Source organism: Cognatundibacterium jejuense, from assembly GCF_014284255.1.
Taxonomy (GTDB): Bacteria; Pseudomonadota; Gammaproteobacteria; order Burkholderiales; family Burkholderiaceae_D; genus Undibacterium; species Undibacterium jejuense.
This window is the reverse complement of sequence record NZ_JACOFV010000019.1, coordinates 18,541-42,260: the sequence shown is the minus strand read 5'-3', so window position 1 is coordinate 42,260 and position 23,720 is coordinate 18,541. Positions and strand designations below refer to the sequence as shown.

Below are 23,720 nucleotides of genomic sequence, written 5' to 3'. Positions count from 1 at the left end.
TTTCGGCATTAAACAAGACTGACGCAAAGCCGCACCGGCAAGGCATGGCGACGCAGACAGTACAAACGTACGGCAAGGAGTCATAACGCAGCGGGTGCGGCTTTTCGTCAGTCTGAGAAGGAGAAAGATTTGTCTTTGGATACTATATTGGCTGAAATCAACCTCAGCCTCAATACAACACCGTCGTTCAACGATGTGCGCTGCTTGCGGTCGTTGATTGCGTTTATGCGCCCTCAACGATCTGACGATGCGCAGCGTGCCACCGATAATTTGCGGGCATTTTGCTATGTATTACAGCAAAATCCTGTATGGCAGAAAACCTTGCGCGAATATCTGGTGCAGGTCATTACATCACGCAAACTGGTCCATTTACTGACGGACACGGGGATTACCTTAAACAATGGTTTTTGGGGGGCAGGAGCGCAAAGACTATTCTCCAAACTGCTACCGCCACTGGTCAATGATGATTACGTACGCGATATTTTCGGCCAAATTTTTGATCATCCTAAGGACTATGTGTGGGTCAATGCGGTAACGGATGAGGTCTGGCATGACGTCATCCGCGCGATCGGCTTTCGCACCCAACGAGTGCGCTACACCCATGCAACATTGGCGAATGAAGTGCTCAATGCAATACAGGTACTTTCATACAGGATTACCAACATAGGTTTAGAAGCCGAGTTGGTGCGCAATTATCCTGAAATAGAAAAATTCGAGTCACCATTTTTGCGTCAGAACGATGGCATCAATGAATACATCGTACGCTACCGTGAGTGGCTCATGGATCACCACATAAAACGGGATGACGCCAAACATATAGAAGTATTGTTAGAACAATGTGAAGACATCGCCAGCCGCATACGTCGCACGGCAGCAGTGGCAGGTGTATCAGTCAGCTTGACGCGACTGTTGCTACGCTTGGATCAAAGTATTGCCCGCTTACGCACGCTCTTGCAGCTACTCGATAGCCGCCAACCCCAAACCAGTATCGGCATAGGTACCAAGTTACTCAAAGAGCTGGTTACCGCAGATAATAAACGCCATAGTCTGCGCGAATTAATGAAAACCAATACTGAGCTATTGTCGCTGCAAGTGACTGAGCGTGCAGGTAAAAGTGGTGAGCATTACGTCACGAATACCCGCGCTGAGTGGCTAGATATGCTGTATTCGGCATTGGGCGCCGGGTTTATTGTCGGCTTTATGGCAATGATCAAAATTCTGTTTGGAACGCTGGCATTGGCGCCGTTTGGTTTTGCGCTTTTGTATAGCGCAAACTATTCATTTGGCTTTATGTTGGTGCACGTTTTGCACTTTACGATTGCAACCAAACAGCCCGCGATGACCGCCGCGCTGATTGCCAAAGCGCTTGACGACAGTAAGCAAAAACTCGATGAACTGGTTGAGCTGATTGTGAGAGTTTTCCGTTCACAATTTATCGCGATCATCGGCAATATCGGTCTGGCCATGCCGACTGCGTTTGCGATTGCGTGGGCTTGGCATGGGATTTATGGTGAACACCTGGTCAGCCCTGAAAAAGCGCAGTATCTGTTGCATGAGCTAGACCCGTTCGGCAGTCTGGCGTTACCACACGCTGCGATTGCCGGGATTTGTTTGTTTTTATCCGGATTAATTTCAGGCTATTACGATAACAAAGCGAGCTATTCGAATATCCCTGCGCGTCTGCGACAGCTCAAATGGTTGCGAAAAATACTCGGTGAACAGCGCTTATTCCAGATTACTGAATACATAGGTAATAACCTCGGTGCCCTGGCTGGTAATTTTTTCTTCGGTATTATGCTTGGGTCGATTGGGCAATTTGGTAAGTTTTTTGGATTGCCTATCGACATCCGGCATATTACTTTCTCCAGTGCGAATTTTGCGTTTGCATTGGCGGGAATGGACAACCACATGAGCTGGCATTTAGCGGTCTATACGCTATTTGGAATTATCTTGATCGGTATGGTCAATCTGACAGTAAGCTTTAGCCTTGCGATGTTGGTGGCATTGCGTTCACGCAGAGCAAGTTTTGGCAACGGTGGCAATCTGATCCGCTTGCTAATGAAGCGCTTTGTTTCGGGCACCAGAGATTTCTTTTTGCCTGCTAAAGAGCAAGAAAAAACCGCTGAAAGCTGATCGATTCAGGCTGGCAGTTTAATACAAAAGTGAGTTTGCTGTGGCGGCTTGACGCATATCAAGTCGCCACGTCGAAAGGCTTTTTCTTAAATTGAAGCGCGTACAATCGATTGTTTCCTTCATCGCATAAATTTCACTCAACATGACCCAGCCTAGTCCCTCCAAACGCTTTGTGCCGCATAGTCTGGTGGAAGATGTGCTGGCGATCGTCACGGGCACCTTATTTGTTTCTCTGGGTATTGCCTTATTCAACCAAGCTGGGTTACTGACTGGTGGTACCGCGGGTCTGGCGTTTTTGATTCATTACCGGACAGGCCTGTCATTTGGTTTAGTGTTTTTTCTGATTAATTTGCCATTTTATTGGTTGGCATGGAAACGCATGGGGTGGAAATTTACGCTCAAAACGTTTTGCTCGGTAGCACTGGTCTCCACGTTATCAGGCTTTCATGCACATTTCCTGCAATTGATTAACGTCACGCAATGGACACCGTTTTATATTGCCCTGATAGGCGGCTTATTGATGGGTGTCGGGTTTGTCGTGCTATTCAGACATCAAGCTAGCTTAGGCGGTATTAATATTCTGGCACTTTATCTGCAACAAACCCGTGGACTTCGCGCTGGCAAGCTGCAAATGGGTCTGGATATTTGCATTGTATTAGCGTCACTGACCGTAGTCACGCCAATGGCTCTGGCAGCATCGATACTTGGTGCGTTCGCTCTGAATCTGGCGATCAGCCTCAACCATCGGCCCGGGCGATACATGTCAGCGTGAGACTGATACGGCAAGAATGACCGACGCTGAGAGTGCTTTTGCACTGCCAGGAGAGTGCAACGCAGCATAAGCGGTGTTGCGTCAGCCCGATCGAATAAGCACTCTATTTCTGTGCAATAAATCCTAATCCGTCATTATTTTTGTGTAAAATCGAGCGACAAGGTCGCGCATTTTGCGCATCCACCATACACAACATCAGGGCACGACGCCACCGATTTCCAGGATGCCAGTCTCGGCGTCCTTGACCAGCGGAGGCCGCGCGCCCCAAAACAGAAAGTAAAACGATGAACAATGTAGTCATCAGCGGCACCGGCCTGTTCACACCCTCTGAATCGATTTCCAATGAAGAACTGATTGCTTGTTTCAACGGCTATGTGCAGCAATTCAATGCTGAAAATGCGACTGCCATTGCGGCTGGAGAAGTTATTGCATTAGAAGAATCCAGCGTAGCTTTTATTGAAAAAGCTTCTGGCATTAAATCCCGCTATGTAATGAATAAAGACGGCGTGCTGGATATCAACCGTATGGTGCCACGTATTCCTGAGCGTAGCGATGACGAGCCATCGATCATGTGCGAAATGGCAGTTGCAGCGGCAAAACAGGCACTGGAGCGCGCTGGTCGTACTGCTGCTGACGTCGATGCGGTGATTTGCGCAGCGAGTAACATGCAGCGCGGCTATCCTGCAATGGCTGTTGAGATTCAAAACGCACTGGGTATTGATGGTTATGGCTACGATATCAATGTCGCTTGTTCATCAGCCACTTTTGGCATTCAGGCAGCTGTCACCGCGATTCAAAGCGGTCAGGCACGAGCGGTATTGGTGGTTAATCCGGAGATCACCAGCGGTCACTTAAACTGGCGCGATCGCGACAGTCACTTTATTTTTGGTGATGCTTGTACCGCGATTCTGGTGGAACGCGCCGATCTCGCAACGTCTGCACACCAGTTTGAAATCGTTGGTTTGAAACTGAAAACGCAATTCTCCAACAACATCCGCAACAACTTCGGTTTCTTGAATCGCGCCGATGAATCTGGCATCGGCAAACCAGACAAGCTATTCCGTCAACAAGGCCGCAAAGTATTCAAAGAAGTTTGCCCGATGGCAGCTGAAATGATTACGAATACCGTCACCAATGCCTCATTGGCAGTCACTGACGTGCGCCGTTTCTGGTTACATCAAGCGAACTTGAATATGAACTTGCTGATCGCTCGTTTGATACTCGGTCGTGATGCGACAACTGAAGAATCACCGACGATTCTTGATACCTATGCGAATACTTCATCCGCTGGTTCTATCATCGCTTTCCACAAACATCAGGACGATTTAGTACCTGGTTCCATTGGCGTTATTTGCTCATTCGGTGCTGGCTACTCAATCGGCTGCGTTGTGGTTAAAAAACTGAGCTAAACATCCTTACTGCCACTGTTTCAGCGCCGCTGAAACAGTTAAAGAAAAACGCCTTAGACCATCCGGTTTAAGGCGTTTTTTTTTACGTAACGATGGGTATTTTTTCACATCCTACCTTCTCCCGTTCACAAGGTTTATCTTAGCCATATAGCCACAAAGAGCAGCATGTCTACAACGCATCAGCGTCTTTAACGGTAAAAGTTGCAAGATGTAATAGAAGCATCTGTTCGTAAGAATCCTTCCGCAAAGTTTTATCTTTCGCTACGATTTTTGTTCTTTTCAGCGCCTTGCATTTCAACATCAGCAATGAAGCTCGCCAATTACCTGCGTCCAAGCTACCCGCAAGTAGCAAGGTCGAACATGAACATGAGCACGTTGAAGTAACACAAGCTGACAGTGAGTCATCAGATGTGGATTGGGCAGAAATTTATGCAAATCGCTATCACGGTGTGCAAGATCAACATCATGCGTTTTTAAACTTCAACCAATTGCTTTCACCTTAACGTGAACGAGCAAGGAAAAAGGAAAGTGAATCGTTATCATGACTGAATTTGTTAAAGCCACCTATCACAGGGATCATAAAGTCGCAGAATTTGTCACCAAAGAAGGCCGTCGACTATTGCGTGAAGGTGGCAGCCTGTGTTGGCGTCTCAATAACTGTGGAAACATGAGTTCTCCTGTTGTCAATGGATTGCCTGCACCCAAAAAAACCCAGGCTTACATCGGTTTTGCTGAAGTGAGCAATCCCGAGCCACATTTTTTCTTTATTTTTCCCGACTATGAAACTGGCAAAGCTGAGCTAAAAAAGTCACTCAAACGTAAGTACGGTAAAAAGACCATCGCTGAAACGCTACCCAAATATGCCCCCCAAGGTGATGGCAACGATCCGCAGCACTATTTAGATATGGTGACGCACAGTACTGGCTTTTCCAGCGACGCTAGCATTGGCGAGTTCTCTGATGCTGATCTCAATAAGTTAGTCAATGCCATTCAAACGATGGAAGGCTATGACAAAGATATCCGGACACGCAAAGAAACATGGATAGAGGCGACCAGTTTGATCGTTACTAATGGCTCTCAACCTATTCCTCACGCAGAACTGCACGTCGAGCACAAGGGCAAATCGACAATCATCAAAGCCGACAAATTTGGCCAATTCCCAACAATTCCTCACCCTCAAGGGGACGACTACACTGTTATCAGACAGCAGCTGTCTAATGGCACTTCAGAAATTCTTAAAGTGCTAACGAGAACCACGCCCTCAGGATTCTTTTTACTGGTATCAGAAATGATTTATGCAAAGGCCTCAACCATGAGCCATGCAGCCCCAGCAGATGCGGAATCGATCAAACCACCGCATGAATACAGAGTAAAGCCAAGTGACACGCTCGCCAAAATAGCAGCGCAATTCAAAACGACAGAAGACGAGCTAAAAAAAATCAATCAATTAAACGGTAATGGCGTTTTTCCAGAACAATTACTGTGGATAGACGGTAAGGGAATTTCTCGCGGGCATACTGTACCGATTGTACAAATTTCCCATTTAATGTCAGAGCATAAAAAAGCCAAAGATTTATCCGCCATACCCAACAATGTCCCCGTAGTGCGTAGCAAGGGTGGCAAAGGCGCACCGTTAGCACTGGTGCCCGTCAGCAGAGAAATCGCCCCGTGGATGATCATTGCAGCCTACGAGGCGGCGCTATGGCAAGGTAAAAAAGAAGACGTCATCACAAAAACACAAAACTTCCATCGCCTGGTCACCGACAACGACCGAGCAGGAGGGGTAGAAAGCAAAGCAGGTGGCGTGAAATATGATGGCAACCCTACTTTAGCTGGTGACGCCAATGCATGGTGCGCTTCGTTTGTGAATTATTGCTTGCAAGAAGCCGGCTACTCCCCTGCACCCACGGGATTCATGAGCTCCCATTTCTGCCACAACAATCCGGACAAATTCGTCAAAATTAGCAAGCCTGTTTATGGCGCCATTCGCTATTGCAGGCGCGATGGTGGTGGGCATGTTTGCTTTGTGTATGGCACATGGAAAGGAAAGATGCTGGTGCTAGGAGGCAATCAGCACGATACGATACTAATTGAATACCCTGATCCGACTAGTAAAGGCGTTGAGTATTTTGTGCCGATTGCGTATCAAAAGTTTGCGGAGAAGGAGCAGGAGAAGGGGTTGCAGGAAGTTGATATTAATGCTGCTCGATTAAATTTTGGTGGGGCAATTGATATTCGTGAAAATCCAGGTGCTGGTCAAACAGACCCAATGGCATAATTTTAATGGATACAAAAAATGTTATTTATTACCAGAATATTTTTATTAAATTTAATGGCAATTCCAATGGCATTCGCAGGTACAAAAGGTCTTGATGTTAAATTGGAAAATCTAGGGGATAGCGATTTTTATCAATCTCCGATTTTTAAGCAATTTACAAATAATTTCGGAAATTACCATTTCGATGAATGTTGGCAGCATTATGGAGATGGCGTTTCGGGGATACATTATCTCAATTATGGTTTTTTGCGTCTTATAAATGGGCACACCATACAAGACATTTTCAATTTCAACAAAGAAGCAATACAGAATATTAGAAAAAATCTACACCAACCGGATGAACATACTGCAAGTGAGGGTTACCACGGCATGTACATCATTTATCCCAAGAATGGCTACCTGACCATTATGGGAGTCGGTGCCAACGCTAATCCTAAAAAGGGCTTAACTGGTATTTCTACCGTCATTAAAGGCATTAAGCTCGATCAGACTAAACCTAAAGAAGGCGCGAAGATTTTTGAGCGAAGTTTATGCCGTGTTTCTAAGCCTTTTAATATTGGGTTTGGGGTGTAAGTGAATCACTCACTATTAGACAACAACCGAGCCGGAGGGGTAAAAAGCAAAGCAGGTGGCGTGAAATATGATGGTAACCCTACGTTAGCTGGTGACGCCAATGCATGGTGTGCTTCGTTTGTGAATTATTGCTTGCGAGAAGCCGGCTACTCCCCTGCACCCACGGGATTCATGAGCTCCCATTTCTGCCACAACAATCCGGACAAATTCGTCAAAATTAGCAAGCCTGTTTATGGCGCCATTCGCTATTGCAGGCGCGATGGTGGTGGGCATATTTGTTTTGTGTATGGCACATGGAAAGGAAAGATGCTGGTGCTAGGAGGCAATCAGCACGATACGATATTGATTGAATACCCTGATCCGACTAGTAAAGGCGTTGAGTATTTTGTGCCGATTGCGTATCAAAAATTTGCGGAGAAAGAGCAGGAGAAGGGATTGCAGGAAGTTGATATTTTTGCCGCTCGAAAATATTTTGGTGCCGCAGTGGCAATTGGGCAACAGCGTGGTTCAGGTGACGACTACCGCTAATTTTTAGGAGATGATAAAGATGTTATTGATAACTCGATTTTTTATTCTAATTTTTTTGAGTATTCATCTTGCATATGCAGGAACTAAAGGATTTGATGTTAAGTTAAGAAATCTTGGAGATAAGGATTTTTATCAGTCACCTATTTTCAAACAATATTTAGATAACACAGACAACAACTTAGTAGATGAATGTTGGCATCGTTATGGTGACGGAGTTTCTGGCATTTATTATTTAAATTATGGAATGTTTTATTTGGAAGACGGATATCAGCTGAATGATGTCTGGAATGGAAAGAAAGAGATCATACAAAAAATTCGAAAGGGATTACATCAAGCAAACGAGAATACGACGAGCGAAGGCTACCACGGCATGTACATTATTTTTCCCAAGAATGGCTACCTGACCATCATGGGAGTCGGTGCAAACGATGATCCTAAAAGAGGTTTAACTGGCATCTCTCCGGTCATTAAAGGCATTAAGTTAGATCAATCTAACCCCAAAGAAGGTGCGAAGATTTTTGAGCGAAGTTTATGCCGTGTTTCTAAGCCTTTTAATATTGGGTTTGGGGTGTAAGTGAATCACTCACTATTAGACAACGACCGAGCCGGAGGGGTAGAAAGCAAAGCAGGTGGCGTGAAATATGATGGCAACCCTACTTTAGCTGGTGACGCCAATGCATGGTGCGCTTCGTTTGTGAATTATTGTTTGCGAGAAGCCGGCTATTCCCCCGCCCCCACGGGATTCATGGGCTCCCATTTCTGCCACAACAATCCGGACAAATTCGTCAAAATTAGCAAGCCTGTTTATGGCGCCATTCGCTATTGCAGGCGCGATGGTGGTGGGCATGTTTGCTTTGTGTATGGCACATTAAATGGAAAAATGGTTGTTCTTGGCGGAAATCAATCCGACACGATTTTATTTGAGCATCCAGATTCTACCTATGGAGGAGTATCTTTTTATGTCCCTATCGCGTATCAAAAATTTGCGGAAGCTGAGCAAGACAAAGAATTGCCCGAAATAGATATTATTGCCTTAAAAATGGCAATGGGCGATGCGGTTCCTAAATCATTAAAATCAAAAAAGAATAGCTAAATTAAGCGTTCGGATAATGAATATGAGATCAAATTTTTTCATAGCTTTTTTATTGATTTTTTATACTTACAGTGTATTTGCCGGCACTAGTTACCTTAGCGTGATATTAGTCAATATCGGAGATACATCGTTTATAAATTCTCCAATTTTCAAAAAATATTTAGAAAACTTAAATAATCAGGAATTGAAATCTGATCGATGCTGGGGACATTTCGGTGAAGGTGGTAATGGAATAGGGCAGATGACTATAACTAAGCTACCGCCGGGTATAAACACTGAGTTGGCTCGTTCCATTTTTTTCGGTGACAGAGAGGCCTTAGAGCTCGCAAGAAAAATAATGCATAAAGAGGATGAATTCACTAGCCGATCAGGATATGACGGAATGTACATAATTAAGCCAGAAAATGGACAATTAACAATTATGGCAATTGGCGCCAATGCAAATCCTAACAAGGGAATGACAGGCATTTCTCCTATTCTCAGAGATATTAAACTCGATCAAACCTTTCCCAATGTCGGAGCTAAGATTTTTGAACGTAGTTTATGTCGAGTTACAAAACCTTTTGCCATTGATTCCCGGGGCGCTCTCCATGTTCATTGACGTAAAAATTGTTGGGATAACTGTGATTAGTTAAATCGGTATTGATATTGCAAACTTTAATTGCTTAAAAACGCTATCTATCAGCACCTACAGGATTCATGAGCTCTCATTTCTGCCACAACAATCCAGATAAATTCGTCAAAATTAACAAACCGATTTATGGCGCCATTCGTTATTGCAGGCGCAATGGTGGTGGGCATGTTTGCTTTGTGTATGGCACATGGAAAGGAAAGATGCTGGTGTTGGGAGGCAATCAGCACGATACGATATTGATTGAATACCCTGATCCGACTAGTAAAGGCGTTGAGTATTTTGTGCCGATTGCGTATCAAAAATTTGCGGAGAAAGAGCAGGAGAAGGGGTTGCAGGAAGTTGATATTAAAGCGGCGCAGCTATATTTTGGAAAAGCTATAAAAATCAATGAAAAAGATAGTTTTGATCCACATGAATACCGTTAACCTGCAAGGGAAATTATGAAAATCAGATTGTATATTAAAGTCTTCGTTATCACTTCAATGTTAACGCAATTAGCTTGTGCTGGAACAAAGAGTCTCGATGTCAAAATGCGAAACGTCGGAGAAGCTGATTTTTATAACTCACCAATATTTAAGCAGTATTTAGAGAATAAACATAACGATGATCGTGATGAATGCTGGCATAACTATGGTGATGGAATGTCAGGAATAGGTTTTTTTTCGTATGGGATGTTAACTCTAGTAAATGGCCATAAATTGCAAGATATCTGGAATGGAAAGAAAGAAATCATACAAAAAATTAGAAAAGGTTTGCATCAGGCAAATGAGAATACAGCAAGCGAAGGCTACCATGGCATGTACATTATTTATCCTAAGGATGGCTACCTGACAATCATGGGAATCGGTGCCAACGCTGATCCTAAAAAAGGTTTAACTGGTATTTCTACCGTCATTAAAGGCATTAAGCTCGATCAGGCTAAACCTAAAGAAGGTGCGAAGATTTTTGAGCGAAGTTTATGCCGTGTTTCCAAGCCTTTTAATATCGGGTTTGGGGTGTAAATCAATCACAGGGTATCCACCCGCCCTCACCGGATACACGAACTCACATTGATGACATTGCAATCGTAACGTCGCCGGAGCGATATTTCGTCATCGCTAGTTACGCCTTGAGTGCTTTTTCAAGTATGCCATGCAACTCATCAAACGAAGGTTCACCAAGATAACGCTTTAAGATATTGCCTTGCTTATCGATGACAAAGGTCGTCGGGGTCATTTTTACTTCGCCAAATGCTTGCGCTAATTTGCCATCAACATCGAGTGCAACCTGAAATGGTAACTGACGTGTTTCAGCATAATTTAAAACGTAATTGGCTGGATCATAACTCATTGCCACTGCCACATATTCCAAGCCTTGATTATGATATTGGTTGTAGGTGCTGATCATCTTGGGCATTTCAGCGACGCACGTCGAACACGAGGTTGCCCAGAAATTGACCATGACGACTTTGCCACGTAAGCTTTGGGCACTGATTTTTTCACCCTTCAAATTGGTAAAAGTCACGTCGGGGATTGTGGTTTTGCCAGACAGCGATTGATAAAACAAGACGCCCAACACGATCAAAGCCGCAGCGGCAACGATAGCGAATAACCGGAATTTACGCGGGGAAGACGGTTCTAGCATGGTTCTCTCTTTGACAATAATAGGGGCGCACAGTTGCAATATGACAGTCTGCCATTATAGAAGTTCAGCACGGGCTTTGCTTGCGCAGGCGCAAAGCACAGCCTGCAACACTATAACTGCGGTGCGGTAATGGCTTTTCCGGCGACGTGCGTGGTCAAGACTATCGCTGTCGAGGTTGAGCCAAACACATTTAACTCATTAATAATACGCTGCAAATGCTCGACATCGGTTGCCAATACCCGCATGACAGCGCCATCTTCACCGGTGACGGTATAGCAATCAATAATTTCAGGACAAGTCGCGACATACTGCGCATAGGGTCTGCCCTGCTGCGTCGACAAGCGTATCATGGCCGTAATCTGGTAACCCAAGGCTTTGGGATTAATATCAGCACGATACGCGCGGATCACTTCAGACGCTTCGAGCCGCTTGATGCGTTCGGATACCGCTGGCTGGCTCAGGTGTACCTGACGACCAATTTCTGCATGCGACATACGGGCATCTTGTTGCAATAATTGCAGGATTTTTTGGTCAAATTGATCAATCTTGGGATTCATAAGGTTTTATCGTCATTTTCAATTGAATTCCATCATCTGCATCTGAATTGCTTATGAATCACTATTCATCTACATGAAACTGCTTGTTAAAGTAGAGCTTACACTAAACTCTTCAGACTATCCGAAAATCATCATGGCAACCCATATCAGCAATGCCCAGATCGCAGCGATTGCACAAGAATATCAAACCCCTTGCTGGGCGTACGATGCCAGCATTATTCGGGAGCAAATCGGTCTGTTGAAACAATTTGATGTAATTCGCTTTGCTCAAAAAGCATCGAGCAATATCCATTTGTTGCGACTGATGCGTGAAGAAGGTGTGATGGTCGATTCTGTCTCACTTGGTGAAGTGGAACGCGCACTAGTGGCTGGTTTTACACCAACACAGGATACTGATCAGACCCATGCACAAATTGTGTTCACGGCAGATCTGCTAGATCGTCACGCATTGAAGCGCGTGGTGGAGTTAAATATTCCGGTCAATTGCGGTTCACCAGATATGCTCAAACAACTTGGTGAGGCGCACCCTGGACATCCGGTATGGTTGCGTATCAATCCAGGCTTTGGTCATGGCCATAGCCGTAAAACGAATACCGGTGGCGAACAGAGTAAGCACGGAATCTGGTTTGAAGAATTGCCAGCGGCGTATCAGTTGATTGATCAATATGGTCTGAAACTCATCGGATTACACATGCACATCGGTTCTGGTGTGGACTACGATCATTTGCAAAGCGTATGCGATGCGATGATCAGCCAGGTCAAACTCGCTGGGCGTGATTTACAAGCGATCTCGATTGGCGGTGGTCTATCCATCCCGTATCGTGAAGGCGAAGCGATTGTCGATACCGCGCATTATTTCCAGATCTGGGATAAAGCACGCAAAGAAATCGAAGCACATCTGGGACACAAAATCAGTATGGAAATTGAACCAGGACGTTTTCTGGTCGCGCAATCTGGTATTTTAATTTCTGAATTACGAGCACAAAAACAAAGCGGCAAAAACTTCTTTGCCTTGGTCGATGCTGGTTTTAATGACCTCGCTCGTCCAGCCATGTATGGTAGCTACCACCGCATCAGTGCTCTCGCTGCAAATGGCACGCCGCGCACTAACGAGCTGCGCGCCAGCGTGGTCGCCGGGCCTTTATGCGAATCAGGTGATGTGTTCACACAAGAAGAAGGCGGCGTGCTTACATCGCAGGATTTACCTGTCTGTGACATTGGCGATTTATTTGTATTCCATGACACGGGAGCCTATGGCGCCAGCATGTCTTCGAACTACAATTCGCGTCCTTTGATTCCGGAAATTTTGGTTGATGGCGAGAAGGTGACACAAATTCGTCGCCGTCAGACGATACAAGAATTGATTGCACTGGAATTGTAATCATAAACAGAGGCGTCTAAATTTTTTAGATGCCTCTGTATTTATATCCTAATTGAAAGAACTTGGAATATCTTCCAGAATGCCTGCCTTTCTGGCTTTCAAAATGGCGTCATTGATTTTATCGATAATGCCGTCATCTTTGTCCGCACGCACAGCAAAATGAACTGCATCAATAAAAACGGGTTTCGGTAATACAGTAATTTCTACATTATCGAATTGTGGGAACATGCCTTGCTGATCAACCCTGGCATTTTGCAAACGACGCTCTAAAAACCGTGGATTCTTATTTGCGGAATTGAATAAGGCAGCGTCCATGCGTTTGAACATCAGTTTATTGAGGCGAGCGATGGTATCGTGGCCATCATTTTCGACTTTAAACAATTTGTCGCGAAGCGTTTCAAATTCATCGTTAAACATAAACCCGCGTGGAATGCCGATCGTCTTACCGCGCAAGTCAACATAACTATTGTAAGTAAATTGAGCATCAGAACGTGTTACCAAAAATACGTAATGGAGTTGCACTGGTAACGAGAAGTGATAAATTTTTTCACGGTCTTTGACACGACTCATGCCATAAATCACACCACCGCCTGATTCAGCCACTTTGACTGCGCGTTGCCAGGGCGTACGCACCCATCGCAACTTAAACTTCTCTTCCATGGCGATATAGTCAAGTAAATTGCTGACGTTATCCATGGGCATAGGCTGCCCCTTGGCATCAACCGCATCATTGGTCAGGAAAACAACTTCCTGCGCAGCTTTGCTATCTACCACTGCTTGAGGATCTTTTGTGGCAGCAGTTGCGGCACCACTTTGAACCAAGAAAAAAACACTCAGAAGCGCAGATACCAACGTCGTTCGCAAGCTTAACCCGGCGGCGTAATTCAGGATTACTTTATTTAATTTCATCACATTCCTGAGGTTGACAAATATTGAAGCATGCTTGGGACATACGATGACTGGTTTTGGTTCACAAATTGGGGATATCTTAGCGACAATATTTTTTTCTATCAAGTAAAGTCGTTCAGTGTCCTTATGGATAACTTATCGATGGCCATATTGCCAGTCAAATCGTTTACTTCAGACATTGCGCATAAAAACTGCGAATTTTTTCCACCACCTGTCTGGTGTGCGAACCAAAGCCGAAGTGATCAGCATCGGGAATCCGCATCAACTCTGCTGCGATTCCACGTGCAGCAAGCTGATCAACCAGGGTCTGTGAAGCACGGATAGGCACGGTGACATCCTGTTCTCCGTGAATAATCAGCAATGGTGGTGTTTTCTCTTTTTGCGCATGTGTCACATAGGTCGACGGACTTGCTTCTTTATATGTGCTTTGCGCCTGTGAAAAATCTTTGCCAAACAAATTATTCAGCATAAAGCGCGGTGACATGGTGCCAGTGATCTGTGGATCAGCAGTTTGCCACCAATCCGGAAAATCTAAAGGTGGCGCATGCAATACCGCGCAACGTAAGCGATCACTGGATTGATTGCTGCGATCAACGGTATTCCACTTGTCTGGTGTCAGCGCAGCCAATGCTGTCAAATGTGCACCTGCTGAAATACCAAAGCCTGCGATCCGTTCAGGATCAATCTGATGTTCAGCAGCGTGTTGATGCAACCAACGAATTGCACAGTTAAGATCTTCAATCTGCGCAGGAAAGAGTGCTTGCGGTGCCAGCCGGTAGTCTACGCTCATACTCGCCAACCCCATATTGGCTAACAGAGATTGCAAGCCTTGATAGTCTTTTCTGCTGCCGCCCATCCAACCACCACCATGCACGATGATCACCGCGGGGTAAGCAGCCAATGCTGGCGCTTTGGGTATCATCAGATCAAATTTCAACGGAGTCCGGTCGCCACATGCTGAGACGGTAGTGATAGTTGGAAGCATTTGATTTTGCGCGGCACAGATCACAGGCTGGCACAGCAATGCAAAGACAAAGGACAGGAAAAAATTGAAATAGCCGCGCGAGAACATAAGCACCATATGAAAAAAAACCTTACGCCACGATTTGCTTGCGTAAGGTTTTCGGGATTTCTGTGAAAATAGAAACTTCAGATTCGTGGAGGTCGCTTTCAGGAAACCACGCCGCACGCCATACGCATTCCGCCACCGCCTAAAGGTGCTGGATGATCGCTATGATTGTCACTACCAGCGTGCACCATGATGGCGTGCCCCGCCAAATCAGCGGCTTTAAGGCGTGGCGCAAGTACTGGATATGTTGCTTTACCGTCCGCAGTGACATACAAGGCTGGCAAATCGCCTTTGTGGCCTTTACCGTAAGGTCCAAGATGTTCATTGGTCTTTTCCGGATCCCAGTGACCACCGGCAGCCAGTGCTGGCGTTGCCACACCGTTATTCATGCCAGGCGCACAGGATGGATTGGCATGCACGTGAAAACCATGAACACCTGCAGGCAAGCCAGACAGATCTGGCGTAATAAGTAGGCCGTACGCGGTATCTTCCAAAGTCACTTTACCAGCCGGGCCGACAATACCGTTGGCATCAACGAATTGTAATTCCACCGTTTGTGCCTGCGCCAGACCAGCCAATAGTGCGCTCGCCAGTACGCATAATTTCAATGTAGATGACATGCTTACTCCTGTTAAAGAAAAATAGGGTTGAGTATAAATTCTATAGAAGCGCCTTCGAAACCAATTCTGGTCGCGCCTTTCAGGTGCCCACTATACCTGCTTTTGCTTAAAGTGTTTGTTCCGGTAAACTGGCCGATCTGGAACCTGCCAGCGGCAGATTATCAGCGGCACGATAAGTAAAGACCATAGAGAATTTGGTCGCAGCGGTCTGGTTTTTTCCTGCTGCATGAAACAGATTGCTATGGAACAGCAAAACATCGCCTTGTCTGAGTGCGACTGGTACAGCCTGCGCCAACAAAGAATGATTCCGCACAAGATCAGTACGCAAAAATTGGGCAGGATCCAACTGTTTCGCATCGACACTGATCAGATGTGAGCCAGGAATGACCAGCAAACAACCGTTCTCGATCGTCTCATCACGCAATGCCAGCCATGACGACACCAGTTCTGCTCTCTCAAAATTCCAATAACGGCTATCGCGATGCCAGCCCGTCGCAGTCGAATATTGAGGTTGCTTGGTCATGATGCAATTGTGATGCACTTGAGACATCAACGCACCTTCGCCTAGCAATTGCAGTAAAGGTGCAGACAAAGTTTCTCCGGTTGCCCACTGGGCCAGCAACGGCTCACGGGCGTAGGCCTGTAACAAGCGTCGGGCTGTGTGACCGCCCTCAGCCTCACGTGAGGCCGGTGCTCCGGGATAACGCGTATCAGCCTCGTATTCTATCGGCAGCACATGATCTGCCAATTGTTGTTCGGCATAAGCAATGACTTGCTCGCAAAATGCGGCTGGGGCAGCCTGGCGTAAGACCAAAAAACCCTGTGTCTGAAATTCTTGTAATTGAGCGGTACTAAGCATGACTTCTGCCATTTCATATAAGCACAAAACGCTATTGTGCCACGTGCAACAAAAAGTGATAGGTAACAGATCAAGTGCTATCCATATTATTGATGCATAACAGATATCGATAACCGATCAGACAACTGGTATTTTTGCAGCGCGTCAAAAATGCGGCATAATAGGTATTGAAACTGATTCCGCGCTAGATTTGCTGCTTAGTTTGCTGCTTAGTTTGCAGCTTTGTTTGCAGCTTAATACGCCTGCGTTGCCACTTGTTACCACGAGTTCGCATCTCTTTTTATGCCTGAGCCTCACACTGGATCAGGTGGCGCTTGTTCACCTTGCTTCCGCCGCTACCCAGCCTGTGCGTTGCTCCGTTGATTGCTCGCTTAGTCCGGAATCCCCCCGAATTCAATTTTTGCTTAAAACACAATGACCCATACCATTTTAGAAAATATCAATGTCAGCTCGTTTGACAACATGCCTACACCAGAAGAATTACACGCCCGTTTGCCATTGAGCGATCTGGCAGGTGACGTGGTTGAACAAAGCCGCGAAACCCTGCGTAACATTCTGGAACGTAAAGACAAACGTCTTTTCGTTGTCGTCGGGCCCTGCTCTATCCACGATCCCGTTGCCGGCTTAGATTACGCACGTCGCCTGAAGGTACTGCAAGAAGAAGTCAAAGACGTGATGGTTTTAGTCATGCGTGTGTATTTTGAAAAACCACGCACCACGACTGGCTGGAAAGGTTATATCAACGATCCGGATATGGATGACTCTTTCCGCGTTGATCAGGGCATGGAAAAAGCTCGCAAGTTTTTACTCGATGTGTGCGAATTAGGCTTACCAACGGGTACTGAAGCGCTTGATCCGATTTCGCCACAATACCTCGGTGATTTGATTGCATGGACGGCAATCGGCGCCCGCACCACGGAGTCACAAACGCACCGCGAAATGTCATCAGGCTTATCGACACCGGTCGGTTTTAAAAACGGTACTGATGGCGATATCAGCATTGCGATTAATGCGATTTTATCCGCTTCGCATCCCCATTCTTTCCTGGGGCTGAATGGTCAGGGGCGTGTCTCTATCGTGCGCACCAGCGGCAATCAATATGGTCATGTGGTATTACGCGGCGGTGGTGATCGACCTAACTACGATACGGTCTCGGTTGCGATGGCACAGCAAACATTAGTCAAGGCAAAACTGCCGCCAAACATTGTGGTCGATTGTTCTCACGCGAACAGCTACAAAAAGCCAGAATTGCAACCTTTGGTCATGGCTGACGTTATCAATCAGATCGCCAACGGCAATGACGCGATCGTCGGTGTCATGATTGAGTCCAATATCGTGGCTGGTAATCAATCGATTCCAGCAGATCTGAGCCAACTCAAATACGGCTGCTCAGTCACCGATGCCTGTGTTGATTGGGCAACCACAGAAAATATGTTGCGTGAAGCGGCTGGCAGATTGCGAACAAAATAAATTTATATTACTTTTTAATCCCCTAATATTCATGCGCCTCGTGGCTGACTTTAAGCCTGAGAGCCGCATGGATATTAGGGGATTATTTTTCATCAAAAAAAGTCACCTCCTAGGCAACTGATCCGCAGGTAAACGCGGTCGCTCTTCACACTGCGATGACAAGATCACCGAGGTCGAGGTTTTACCGATGTCTCCCAAGGATTTCAACAAGCTTTGCAAGTGTTCTGGCGCACTGACAGCCAACCGTAAAATTGCGCAATGATTGCCCGTCGTGGCATGCACTGCCAACACTTCAGGATGCGCTGCCGCCCAGCGATCTAATGCGTCATGCGACTCCACCGTGACTTGTATCATCGCTTCAAAGCTATAACCCAAAGCACGCAGGTTGATCCGGGTAGTAAACCCCATGATCACTCCCGCCTCTTCCAAACGCTTTACCCGCTCTGCTACGGCAGGTGAAGTCAGATGAATCTGACGCCCGATTTCTGACCAGCTCAGCCGCGCATTTTCTTGTAGCAAAGCGATAATTTTGCGGTCATAACTATCAAGTTCAAAATTCAAAGTGAAACTCCAAAAAGTCTTTCAATCATGTGGCTGATTCGGTCTAAATAGCTTCGATCTTGCATTAGTAAATACGCTGCTCGACTCTACCATATACCTACTTCAGCAATCATAAAAATGAGGGAAAAGTGGAAGAAGTCATCGAAATCAGAAGCTACCAATTAAAGCTTGACCAGTCTGCGCAGTTTCATCATCTGGTCTCCACACAATCAGTACCGTTGCAAGCATCTGCCGGGATCAAGGTCTTACATTACGGATTTTCTCTTTCTTCGGGTGCGGGGTCGGATCAGGACTACGTATTGATACGTCAGTTCGCAAATCTCACTGATTTAATACAATGCCAGTCCGATTTTTATCAAAGCGCAGCATGGCTTTCCGGGCCACGCGAAAGCATCTTAGCGTGCATACAAAGCTCCCATTCCATCGTTATTCCTGCGATCCATTTTCCTATGAAAGCACATCATGAATAATGCTACAGTACACGACGGCAAGCACGATTTCGATTTTCTATTTGGATCATGGGCCATCACCAATCGCCGCCTGCGCCAGCGCTTACAAGCCTGTACAGAATGGGAAACCTTCGAAGCCTCACAAACCATCACTGCCTTACCTGGTGGCATCGGTAATTACGATGATTTTATTGCGCCAGAATGGCGTCCTGATCTGGTTGGCATGTCCTTGCGTCTGTTCAATCCTGTCACGAAATTATGGAGCATTTACTGGTTGGATAACGATAGCGGTGGATTGAATCTGCAGGGCAGTTTGAATCCCCCGGTTGTTGGTCAATTCAGCAATGGCGTCGGTGTATTCGAAGGCGCTGATATGTTGGGAGATCAAGCCATACTGGTACGCTATACCTGGTCCGACATCACCGCCGACAGTGCACATTGGGAACAGGCCATGTCCAACGACAACGGTAAAACCTGGGAAACCAACTGGCATATGGACATGCGCAAAGTAAATTAATTAGTACCGTCATCAAAGTGGCCGGTTTGCCTGATTGCCCGATGCGTTGAGCGCCATGGGCAATGGCATACACAGAACACCTCAAAAGAAACTTTACCCTGTCAGCCGCTGACAGCTCCCATTCATCAGGTCATTAAAATTTATTTTTTAACATGCGATTGCAATGTGTATTATTGTAGTGATACACTTGTACACCATGTTATACGATATACAAACATCCTCTCCTATTCCCATCTACCGACAAATCGTCGAGCAGGTGCAGCGCTTGATCGCCAGTGGTCAGTTGCAGCCAAATGATGACTTGCCTTCGGTAAGGGCAGTAGCGTTGCATTTTGCGATTAACCCCATGACGGTTAGCAAGGCCTACAGCATGCTGGAAACCGCTGGTAGCATCGTCCGCAAGCGTGGTGTGGGGATGGCCGTCGCTTATCAGCAAAATGTGTCCAGCACTGAAGACAAGCTGGAACTATTACGTCCGTCTTTAGAAGCCGCGGCGCAAGTTGCTGCCCAACTGGGTATTCCAACAGCAGAAGCACAAGCGCTATTCCTGGCTTGTCTGCAAGATACAAAGCAAAAAGAGAAAGGTGAATCATATGAATGATCTGGAAATCGTTGTAGAAGCCAAAGAACTGAGTCTGTTTCATCCACGTGGTGTCGCATTTGCAGGCGTCAATCTGGCCGTACCTGCAGGTGCCGTGGTCGGACTGGTTGGGCGTAACGGTGCAGGTAAAAGCAGCTTGTTACAAGCGCTGGTCGGTTTGCGTGAACCAGATAACGGTAGCTCTGCGCTATTTGGCTGTTCATCTTTAGACCTCAGCGATGCAGTACGTGAACGCCTTGGTTACGTCGCACAAACGCCAGATGTATTTGAATGGATGACGGCGTACGAACATTTACGAGAAATTGGCAAAGCCTATGCGCGTTGGGATGAAGACCGCTGCATGCGACTCGCCGTGCGGATGAACCTGCCATTGACAACACAAGTTGGAAAACTATCCGGTGGCGATCAACAAAAATTATCGTTCGTACTGGCACTCGCGCATGATCCGGATTTACTGATTCTGGATGAACCCGTCTCCAATCTCGATCCGATCAGCCGCCGTGAATTTATGCTGGCGATGTTTGGCGATCTGGCGAATGAACAACAAGCGGAACGTGAGCGCACCGTGATTATTTCCAGCCATTTGCTCAATGATCTGGAACGCGTCGTCAGCCACGTTGCCTTTATGCGCGACGGTCATCTGCAAGCCTTTGATAGCTGGGATGCGATGTTGGAATTTTATCGTCTGGTGCCAGCGAGCGAAGATATCCATCCCTCGGTCATCATCAGCAAAAACGAAGACAAAGAGACCTGCATTGTCGACATCCGCCATCAACCTGAACTGGCAGAACGCGGCAAGGCATTGACGCTTGATGAACTATTTTTGGAGTTGAATGCATGAAAGGCATCGCCAGAGAAAATGTCATCACCACTGTACTGAATTTTTTCCTGTACACAGGAATCGGTATTGCGGTGCTGTTGATCATGATTATTCGGGTTATTCAGCAAAGGACAATGGATGCAGATCTTGGGATGATCTTCACGGGATTGTTCTGTTTTGTGCTGACGATTCGCGTCTTAATAGCAATAGCGAATCTGGCATCAGTTTCACGCGTTCTGCAACACCAAATCACGCCGAAAAATCTTTGGCAAGCAAGTCTGAAATGTGAATGCCAGAATTTGCTCAGAGATTACCTTGTTGCGGCAATCACACTGGTCGTCTACTTTCTAATCGCCGCACCGACTTCCTTGAATTTTTCATTAATGCTGATGTCTTTGAGCTGTGCACTGAGTGTGTTCTTCGGATTGGCAAATAATGGCTTCTTGAATTTAAAATGGCAACGCATCATACTTTTTCTGTACGGCTTAGCGATCATAATGCTGTTAGCATCTCGCACGACAACAATAGTATTCAATAGCCTGCATCAAATTTCAAACGCATTACTTTTAGTTATTGCGGCCTTGATGCCCGCTATGCTGATATGGCAAATTAAGCGTCCGGTTGATCGATTACTTGTGAATGTCAGCACCACCAAGACAAGCCCGCCAGACTTACTCGAACGAATTCGTCGTGAACTTAAACGCTATACAGAAATAAAAACGCAGTACAAATGGAACAAAAAATATTCGTCATTTAATTTAATCATGAATCAGTTATGGCCAATTATTTACATCCTTTTTTGGCCTAGTGTTGTAACGGCGTTAATACCAAATACTGTCAGCGGCGAGGATGGGGTGACATGCAACAGATTACTCGTTTTACTGGTCGGAAGCGTCATGTTTTCTGCCCAATTAGTTGCCCGGGATTTGCATTGGCGTTATTTACTATCGCCTGGTGGCTTAGAACGACGACGCCTCGCCAGCCTTATTCTCTTCTCAACAATCAGATTGCAGGTTAGCGCTTATTTATGCCTGGGCATTTTAGCGACAACCATTGGTCTGCTCATTGCACCACAGTCAACTTACGAAACGATCATTACGATACCCAAATTCTGGCGCTTACCGTTTGAATGGACTGCAATGCTCTGTCTTGCAATTTTTTTTGCGTCTTTACGCGGGTGGAAAATGATAGGTTTGGCGATTGTTTGCATCATGACGATCGTTGGCTTGCTGATGTATTTTCCAACGTTCAGTCATCAAAAAAGCATAGCCTTATTTCCGGCGAATTACTTATACATTGCGGGGCTGATGCTATTTGCCTACTACACAATGCGCATCAATAACCGTCGCTGGAATGCGCATTTGCTATTTGAAAAATTCAAATAATTCTGAGCGCCGAAGACATCAAAAGACCAATATTTTGCCGCAAAAAAATATGAAAAACTCCCTCGTTCCAGCGTATCAATTAAGGGCAGATACTGTCCGTCTGCGGCCTGATAATAGCGTCGGTAATTTCGTCTTGTATGCACTATTTGCGTTGATGGTGTTGATCGTGACCTTGACAGGTCTGATTAGTACAGCTCATTCCAGATATACGGACGATATCTATCATTTTTCACAATATCTGACGGCGGGTGTATCGCTCATATTGACGATACAAACCAGGAAACAAATTGCTCACCTCGCGCAGATTGCAAAGGTATTGAGAACTCAGCAGGTTCCGTTACGGATATGGCGTGAAAATGTGCGCGGCATATTGTTTGAGTTGCTCAAACATACGAGTATTGCCAGCACCATATTGGCGACTGGTTTTCTGTTTCCCTATTCGCCGTGGTCATTTGCTATGCCTGCGGTGCTGATTTCCATTGTGAATAGCTCGATACTTGTTATCTCTCTGCTGCACTACGGATTTTTCGCTGGCAGTAAAAGCACGTGGATTTTAGGCTCGCTTTTTATCGTCCTGATCGCATTATCATTCGCTGGTCGTATTCCGCTTTTTGTATCCTGGATAAATCAATTGCCTGCAATCGTTCTCATGGGTCTGTCACTGATCTGGCCACTCTGTTTATTGGCATTGTATCGTCACTTGAAAATACGAATTCCCGCAAACAAAAAAGTCCTCAGTGTCAAACTATGGCAAGGGCTTCTTAAACACACGCAAAGATATTCCATCGTGACTAACATGATGGGCATACATTATAAAAAAGGTGTTGTAGTTTCACTCAGCAGTTTGTTGACTGGAGCCATGCAGTTCGGCATATTTTTCCCAAATATCTTTGATGAAGTGACCAGCAAAGAAAAAACTCCTTCCAACCTATTTGTTTTCTTTATTTACAGTCTGGTGCTGACTAGTTACTTAGTTGTTAAGGACATACACTGGCGATATTTTCTCTTACCGGGAAAAGTTCAACAAAGAAAACTCGCGAATAACATGTTGATGTCGTCTATCGAAATGCAGGGTGGGTTGCTATTGATCGGCGTGGTGGCGTATCAGGCAATTGCATTGCTTTTCGATAAAGATCATTTCTTCGCGTTCGTGTACTCGTTACCGAACTATTGGCTACTTCCATTTGAATGCTTGTTCGCCAATGTGCTTGCGATTTTTCTCGCGAGCTTTAACAAACCGGGCAAAATTTCAACGCCGAAACTTATTCTGTGTTTATTCACGGTTGGTGCATTCATTTTTCTTGGCATATATTTTAGTAGTGCACGTTTGTTTCATGTGGGTCCCATATATGCTGCGTGCTTACTGATGCTTAGTTATCTGCTCATGCGCATTAACAACCGACGTTGGAATGGAGAATTACTGCTCATGCGGGTTCAGGGCAAATAAGCAAGGAACCCACAATCCACGCGAAAAAAAAC

At 45.8% G+C, this 23,720-nt stretch carries 28 protein-coding genes; 20 read left to right on the top strand and 8 right to left on the bottom strand.

The features are described 5' to 3' along the window. The first annotated feature begins 129 nt into the window (after positions 1-129). The gene (locus H8K32_RS17660; protein WP_186913883.1) at positions 130-2,133 is read left to right on the top strand and encodes a site-specific recombinase; all 2,004 of its coding nucleotides are present in this window, start codon (positions 130-132) and stop codon (positions 2,131-2,133) included. 142 nt (positions 2,134-2,275) lie between these two features. Further along, on the top strand, positions 2,276-2,905 hold the full coding sequence (locus H8K32_RS17655) for a YitT family protein (RefSeq protein WP_186913882.1): 630 nt from the start codon (positions 2,276-2,278) through the stop codon (positions 2,903-2,905). Positions 2,906-3,008: 103 nt separating this feature from the next. Here H8K32_RS17655 and H8K32_RS17650 read toward each other — a convergent pair whose 3' ends face one another. Then, a complete protein-coding gene (locus H8K32_RS17650) occupies positions 3,009-3,206 on the bottom strand; it encodes a hypothetical protein (protein WP_186913881.1) in 198 nt (65 codons plus the stop codon). Here H8K32_RS17650 and H8K32_RS17645 point away from each other — a divergent pair. The 10 genes from H8K32_RS17645 (at position 3,190) to H8K32_RS17600 (ending at position 10,421) form a co-directional block, all read left to right on the top strand. Continuing rightward, entirely contained in the window at positions 3,190-4,314 is a 1,125-nt protein-coding gene (locus H8K32_RS17645) for a beta-ketoacyl-ACP synthase III (protein WP_186913880.1), read from the top strand. The two genes, H8K32_RS17650 and H8K32_RS17645, sit on opposite strands and share 17 nt — an antisense overlap. Positions 4,315-4,601: 287 nt before the next feature. Further along, on the top strand, positions 4,602-4,817 hold the full coding sequence (locus H8K32_RS17640; RefSeq protein ID WP_186913879.1) for a hypothetical protein: 216 nt from the start codon (positions 4,602-4,604) through the stop codon (positions 4,815-4,817). A gap of 38 nt (positions 4,818-4,855) precedes the next feature. Then, positions 4,856-6,592 (top strand): LysM peptidoglycan-binding domain-containing protein, encoded by a 1,737-nt coding sequence (locus H8K32_RS17635; RefSeq protein ID WP_186913878.1) that lies wholly within the window; start codon positions 4,856-4,858, stop codon positions 6,590-6,592. A gap of 18 nt (positions 6,593-6,610) precedes the next feature. Beyond that, positions 6,611-7,165 (top strand): hypothetical protein, encoded by a 555-nt coding sequence (locus tag H8K32_RS17630; RefSeq protein ID WP_186913877.1) that lies wholly within the window; start codon positions 6,611-6,613, stop codon positions 7,163-7,165. Continuing rightward, the gene (locus H8K32_RS17625) at positions 7,166-7,693 is read left to right on the top strand and encodes a TIGR02594 family protein (RefSeq protein ID WP_186913876.1); all 528 of its coding nucleotides are present in this window, start codon (positions 7,166-7,168) and stop codon (positions 7,691-7,693) included. A 19-nt stretch (positions 7,694-7,712) separates the two neighbouring features. After that, positions 7,713-8,267: a hypothetical protein gene (locus tag H8K32_RS17620; protein WP_222613177.1), complete on the top strand. Its 555-nt coding sequence runs from the start codon at positions 7,713-7,715 to the stop codon at positions 8,265-8,267. Between the two features lie 60 nt (positions 8,268-8,327). Beyond that, on the top strand, positions 8,328-8,786 hold the full coding sequence (locus H8K32_RS17615; RefSeq protein WP_186913874.1) for a TIGR02594 family protein: 459 nt from the start codon (positions 8,328-8,330) through the stop codon (positions 8,784-8,786). 22 nt (positions 8,787-8,808) lie between these two features. Beyond that, on the top strand, positions 8,809-9,387 hold the full coding sequence (locus H8K32_RS17610) for a hypothetical protein (protein ID WP_186913873.1): 579 nt from the start codon (positions 8,809-8,811) through the stop codon (positions 9,385-9,387). 98 nt (positions 9,388-9,485) lie between these two features. Further along, on the top strand, positions 9,486-9,845 hold the full coding sequence (locus H8K32_RS17605) for a C40 family peptidase (RefSeq protein WP_186913872.1): 360 nt from the start codon (positions 9,486-9,488) through the stop codon (positions 9,843-9,845). A gap of 15 nt (positions 9,846-9,860) precedes the next feature. Then, positions 9,861-10,421, top strand: coding sequence for a hypothetical protein (locus tag H8K32_RS17600; protein WP_186913871.1), 561 nt, complete (start codon positions 9,861-9,863; stop codon positions 10,419-10,421). Between the two features lie 100 nt (positions 10,422-10,521). On the opposite strand, the gene H8K32_RS17595 is transcribed toward H8K32_RS17600, so the two are convergent. Continuing rightward, complete coding sequence (locus H8K32_RS17595) at positions 10,522-11,043, bottom strand: peroxiredoxin family protein (RefSeq protein ID WP_186913870.1); 522 nt, start codon at positions 11,041-11,043, stop codon at positions 10,522-10,524. Between the two features lie 110 nt (positions 11,044-11,153). Continuing rightward, entirely contained in the window at positions 11,154-11,600 is a 447-nt protein-coding gene (locus H8K32_RS17590) for an Lrp/AsnC family transcriptional regulator (RefSeq protein ID WP_186913869.1), read from the bottom strand. A 133-nt stretch (positions 11,601-11,733) separates the two neighbouring features. Here H8K32_RS17590 and lysA point away from each other — a divergent pair, with 133 nt between their 5' ends. Next, on the top strand, positions 11,734-12,981 hold the full coding sequence (gene lysA / locus H8K32_RS17585; RefSeq protein WP_186913868.1) for a diaminopimelate decarboxylase: 1,248 nt from the start codon (positions 11,734-11,736) through the stop codon (positions 12,979-12,981). A 48-nt stretch (positions 12,982-13,029) separates the two neighbouring features. Here the strand turns inward: lysA and H8K32_RS17580 are convergent, their stop codons facing one another. From H8K32_RS17580 to H8K32_RS17565, 4 genes are all read right to left on the bottom strand, one after another. Further along, complete coding sequence (locus H8K32_RS17580; protein WP_186913867.1) at positions 13,030-13,890, bottom strand: substrate-binding periplasmic protein; 861 nt, start codon at positions 13,888-13,890, stop codon at positions 13,030-13,032. 166 nt (positions 13,891-14,056) lie between these two features. Beyond that, on the bottom strand, positions 14,057-14,875 hold the full coding sequence (locus tag H8K32_RS17575; protein WP_186913866.1) for an alpha/beta hydrolase: 819 nt from the start codon (positions 14,873-14,875) through the stop codon (positions 14,057-14,059). Between the two features lie 185 nt (positions 14,876-15,060). Then, positions 15,061-15,579 carry a superoxide dismutase family protein gene (gene sodC, locus H8K32_RS17570; protein ID WP_186913865.1) on the bottom strand — a complete coding sequence of 173 codons (519 nt, stop codon included), beginning with the start codon at positions 15,577-15,579 and terminating at the stop codon, positions 15,061-15,063. 106 nt (positions 15,580-15,685) lie between these two features. Beyond that, complete coding sequence (locus tag H8K32_RS17565; protein WP_186913864.1) at positions 15,686-16,438, bottom strand: phytanoyl-CoA dioxygenase family protein; 753 nt, start codon at positions 16,436-16,438, stop codon at positions 15,686-15,688. 414 nt (positions 16,439-16,852) lie between these two features. On the opposite strand from H8K32_RS17565, the gene H8K32_RS17560 reads away from it, so the two are divergent. Then, positions 16,853-17,908: a 3-deoxy-7-phosphoheptulonate synthase gene (locus H8K32_RS17560; RefSeq protein ID WP_186913863.1), complete on the top strand. Its 1,056-nt coding sequence runs from the start codon at positions 16,853-16,855 to the stop codon at positions 17,906-17,908. A gap of 102 nt (positions 17,909-18,010) precedes the next feature. Here the strand turns inward: H8K32_RS17560 and H8K32_RS17555 are convergent, their stop codons facing one another. Beyond that, entirely contained in the window at positions 18,011-18,469 is a 459-nt protein-coding gene (locus tag H8K32_RS17555) for an Lrp/AsnC family transcriptional regulator (RefSeq protein ID WP_186913862.1), read from the bottom strand. A 128-nt stretch (positions 18,470-18,597) separates the two neighbouring features. On the opposite strand from H8K32_RS17555, the gene H8K32_RS17550 reads away from it, so the two are divergent. From H8K32_RS17550 to H8K32_RS17525, 6 genes are all read left to right on the top strand, one after another. Further along, a complete protein-coding gene (locus H8K32_RS17550) occupies positions 18,598-18,939 on the top strand; it encodes an NIPSNAP family protein (protein ID WP_186913861.1) in 342 nt (113 codons plus the stop codon). Then, complete coding sequence (locus tag H8K32_RS17545; protein ID WP_186913860.1) at positions 18,932-19,435, top strand: hypothetical protein; 504 nt, start codon at positions 18,932-18,934, stop codon at positions 19,433-19,435. Before H8K32_RS17550 ends, H8K32_RS17545 begins: the two co-directional genes overlap by 8 nt. Positions 19,436-19,598: 163 nt before the next feature. Next, positions 19,599-20,036, top strand: a complete 438-nt coding sequence (locus H8K32_RS17540) for a GntR family transcriptional regulator (protein WP_246447454.1) — start codon at positions 19,599-19,601, stop codon at positions 20,034-20,036. Next, positions 20,029-20,877, top strand: coding sequence for an ABC transporter ATP-binding protein (locus tag H8K32_RS17535; RefSeq protein ID WP_186913859.1), 849 nt, complete (start codon positions 20,029-20,031; stop codon positions 20,875-20,877). The genes H8K32_RS17540 and H8K32_RS17535 overlap by 8 nt, the downstream gene beginning before the upstream one ends. Then, positions 20,874-22,241, top strand: a complete 1,368-nt coding sequence (locus H8K32_RS17530; RefSeq protein WP_186913858.1) for a hypothetical protein — start codon at positions 20,874-20,876, stop codon at positions 22,239-22,241. The genes H8K32_RS17535 and H8K32_RS17530 overlap by 4 nt, the downstream gene beginning before the upstream one ends. Before the next feature lie 49 nt (positions 22,242-22,290). Then, on the top strand, positions 22,291-23,688 hold the full coding sequence (locus H8K32_RS17525; protein ID WP_186913857.1) for a hypothetical protein: 1,398 nt from the start codon (positions 22,291-22,293) through the stop codon (positions 23,686-23,688). Positions 23,689-23,720: the final 32 nt, after the last annotated feature.

Excerpts from the sequence above, each read along its gene's own strand:
- H8K32_RS17655 (WP_186913882.1), top strand. The coding sequence starts at position 2,276 with ATGACCCAGCCTAGTCCCTCCAAACGCTTTGTGCCGCATAGTCTGGTG.
- H8K32_RS17645 (WP_186913880.1), top strand. The coding sequence starts at position 3,190 with ATGAACAATGTAGTCATCAGCGGCACCGGCCTGTTCACACCCTCTGAA.
- H8K32_RS17650 (WP_186913881.1), bottom strand. The coding sequence starts at position 3,206 with ATGACTACATTGTTCATCGTTTTACTTTCTGTTTTGGGGCGCGCGGCC.
- H8K32_RS17635 (WP_186913878.1), top strand. The coding sequence starts at position 4,856 with ATGACTGAATTTGTTAAAGCCACCTATCACAGGGATCATAAAGTCGCA.
- H8K32_RS17630 (WP_186913877.1), top strand. The coding sequence starts at position 6,611 with ATGTTATTTATTACCAGAATATTTTTATTAAATTTAATGGCAATTCCA.
- H8K32_RS17620 (WP_222613177.1), top strand. The coding sequence starts at position 7,713 with ATGTTATTGATAACTCGATTTTTTATTCTAATTTTTTTGAGTATTCAT.
- H8K32_RS17610 (WP_186913873.1), top strand. The coding sequence starts at position 8,809 with ATGAGATCAAATTTTTTCATAGCTTTTTTATTGATTTTTTATACTTAC.
- H8K32_RS17605 (WP_186913872.1), top strand. The coding sequence starts at position 9,486 with ATGAGCTCTCATTTCTGCCACAACAATCCAGATAAATTCGTCAAAATT.
- H8K32_RS17600 (WP_186913871.1), top strand. The coding sequence starts at position 9,861 with ATGAAAATCAGATTGTATATTAAAGTCTTCGTTATCACTTCAATGTTA.
- H8K32_RS17595 (WP_186913870.1), bottom strand. The coding sequence starts at position 11,043 with ATGCTAGAACCGTCTTCCCCGCGTAAATTCCGGTTATTCGCTATCGTT.
- H8K32_RS17590 (WP_186913869.1), bottom strand. The coding sequence starts at position 11,600 with ATGAATCCCAAGATTGATCAATTTGACCAAAAAATCCTGCAATTATTG.
- lysA (WP_186913868.1), top strand. The coding sequence starts at position 11,734 with ATGGCAACCCATATCAGCAATGCCCAGATCGCAGCGATTGCACAAGAA.
- H8K32_RS17580 (WP_186913867.1), bottom strand. The coding sequence starts at position 13,890 with ATGAAATTAAATAAAGTAATCCTGAATTACGCCGCCGGGTTAAGCTTG.
- H8K32_RS17575 (WP_186913866.1), bottom strand. The coding sequence starts at position 14,875 with ATGCTTCCAACTATCACTACCGTCTCAGCATGTGGCGACCGGACTCCG.
- sodC (WP_186913865.1), bottom strand. The coding sequence starts at position 15,579 with ATGTCATCTACATTGAAATTATGCGTACTGGCGAGCGCACTATTGGCT.
- H8K32_RS17565 (WP_186913864.1), bottom strand. The coding sequence starts at position 16,438 with ATGCTTAGTACCGCTCAATTACAAGAATTTCAGACACAGGGTTTTTTG.
- H8K32_RS17560 (WP_186913863.1), top strand. The coding sequence starts at position 16,853 with ATGACCCATACCATTTTAGAAAATATCAATGTCAGCTCGTTTGACAAC.
- H8K32_RS17545 (WP_186913860.1), top strand. The coding sequence starts at position 18,932 with ATGAATAATGCTACAGTACACGACGGCAAGCACGATTTCGATTTTCTA.
- H8K32_RS17540 (WP_246447454.1), top strand. The coding sequence starts at position 19,599 with ATGTGTATTATTGTAGTGATACACTTGTACACCATGTTATACGATATA.
- H8K32_RS17535 (WP_186913859.1), top strand. The coding sequence starts at position 20,029 with ATGAATGATCTGGAAATCGTTGTAGAAGCCAAAGAACTGAGTCTGTTT.
- H8K32_RS17530 (WP_186913858.1), top strand. The coding sequence starts at position 20,874 with ATGAAAGGCATCGCCAGAGAAAATGTCATCACCACTGTACTGAATTTT.
- H8K32_RS17525 (WP_186913857.1), top strand. The coding sequence starts at position 22,291 with ATGAAAAACTCCCTCGTTCCAGCGTATCAATTAAGGGCAGATACTGTC.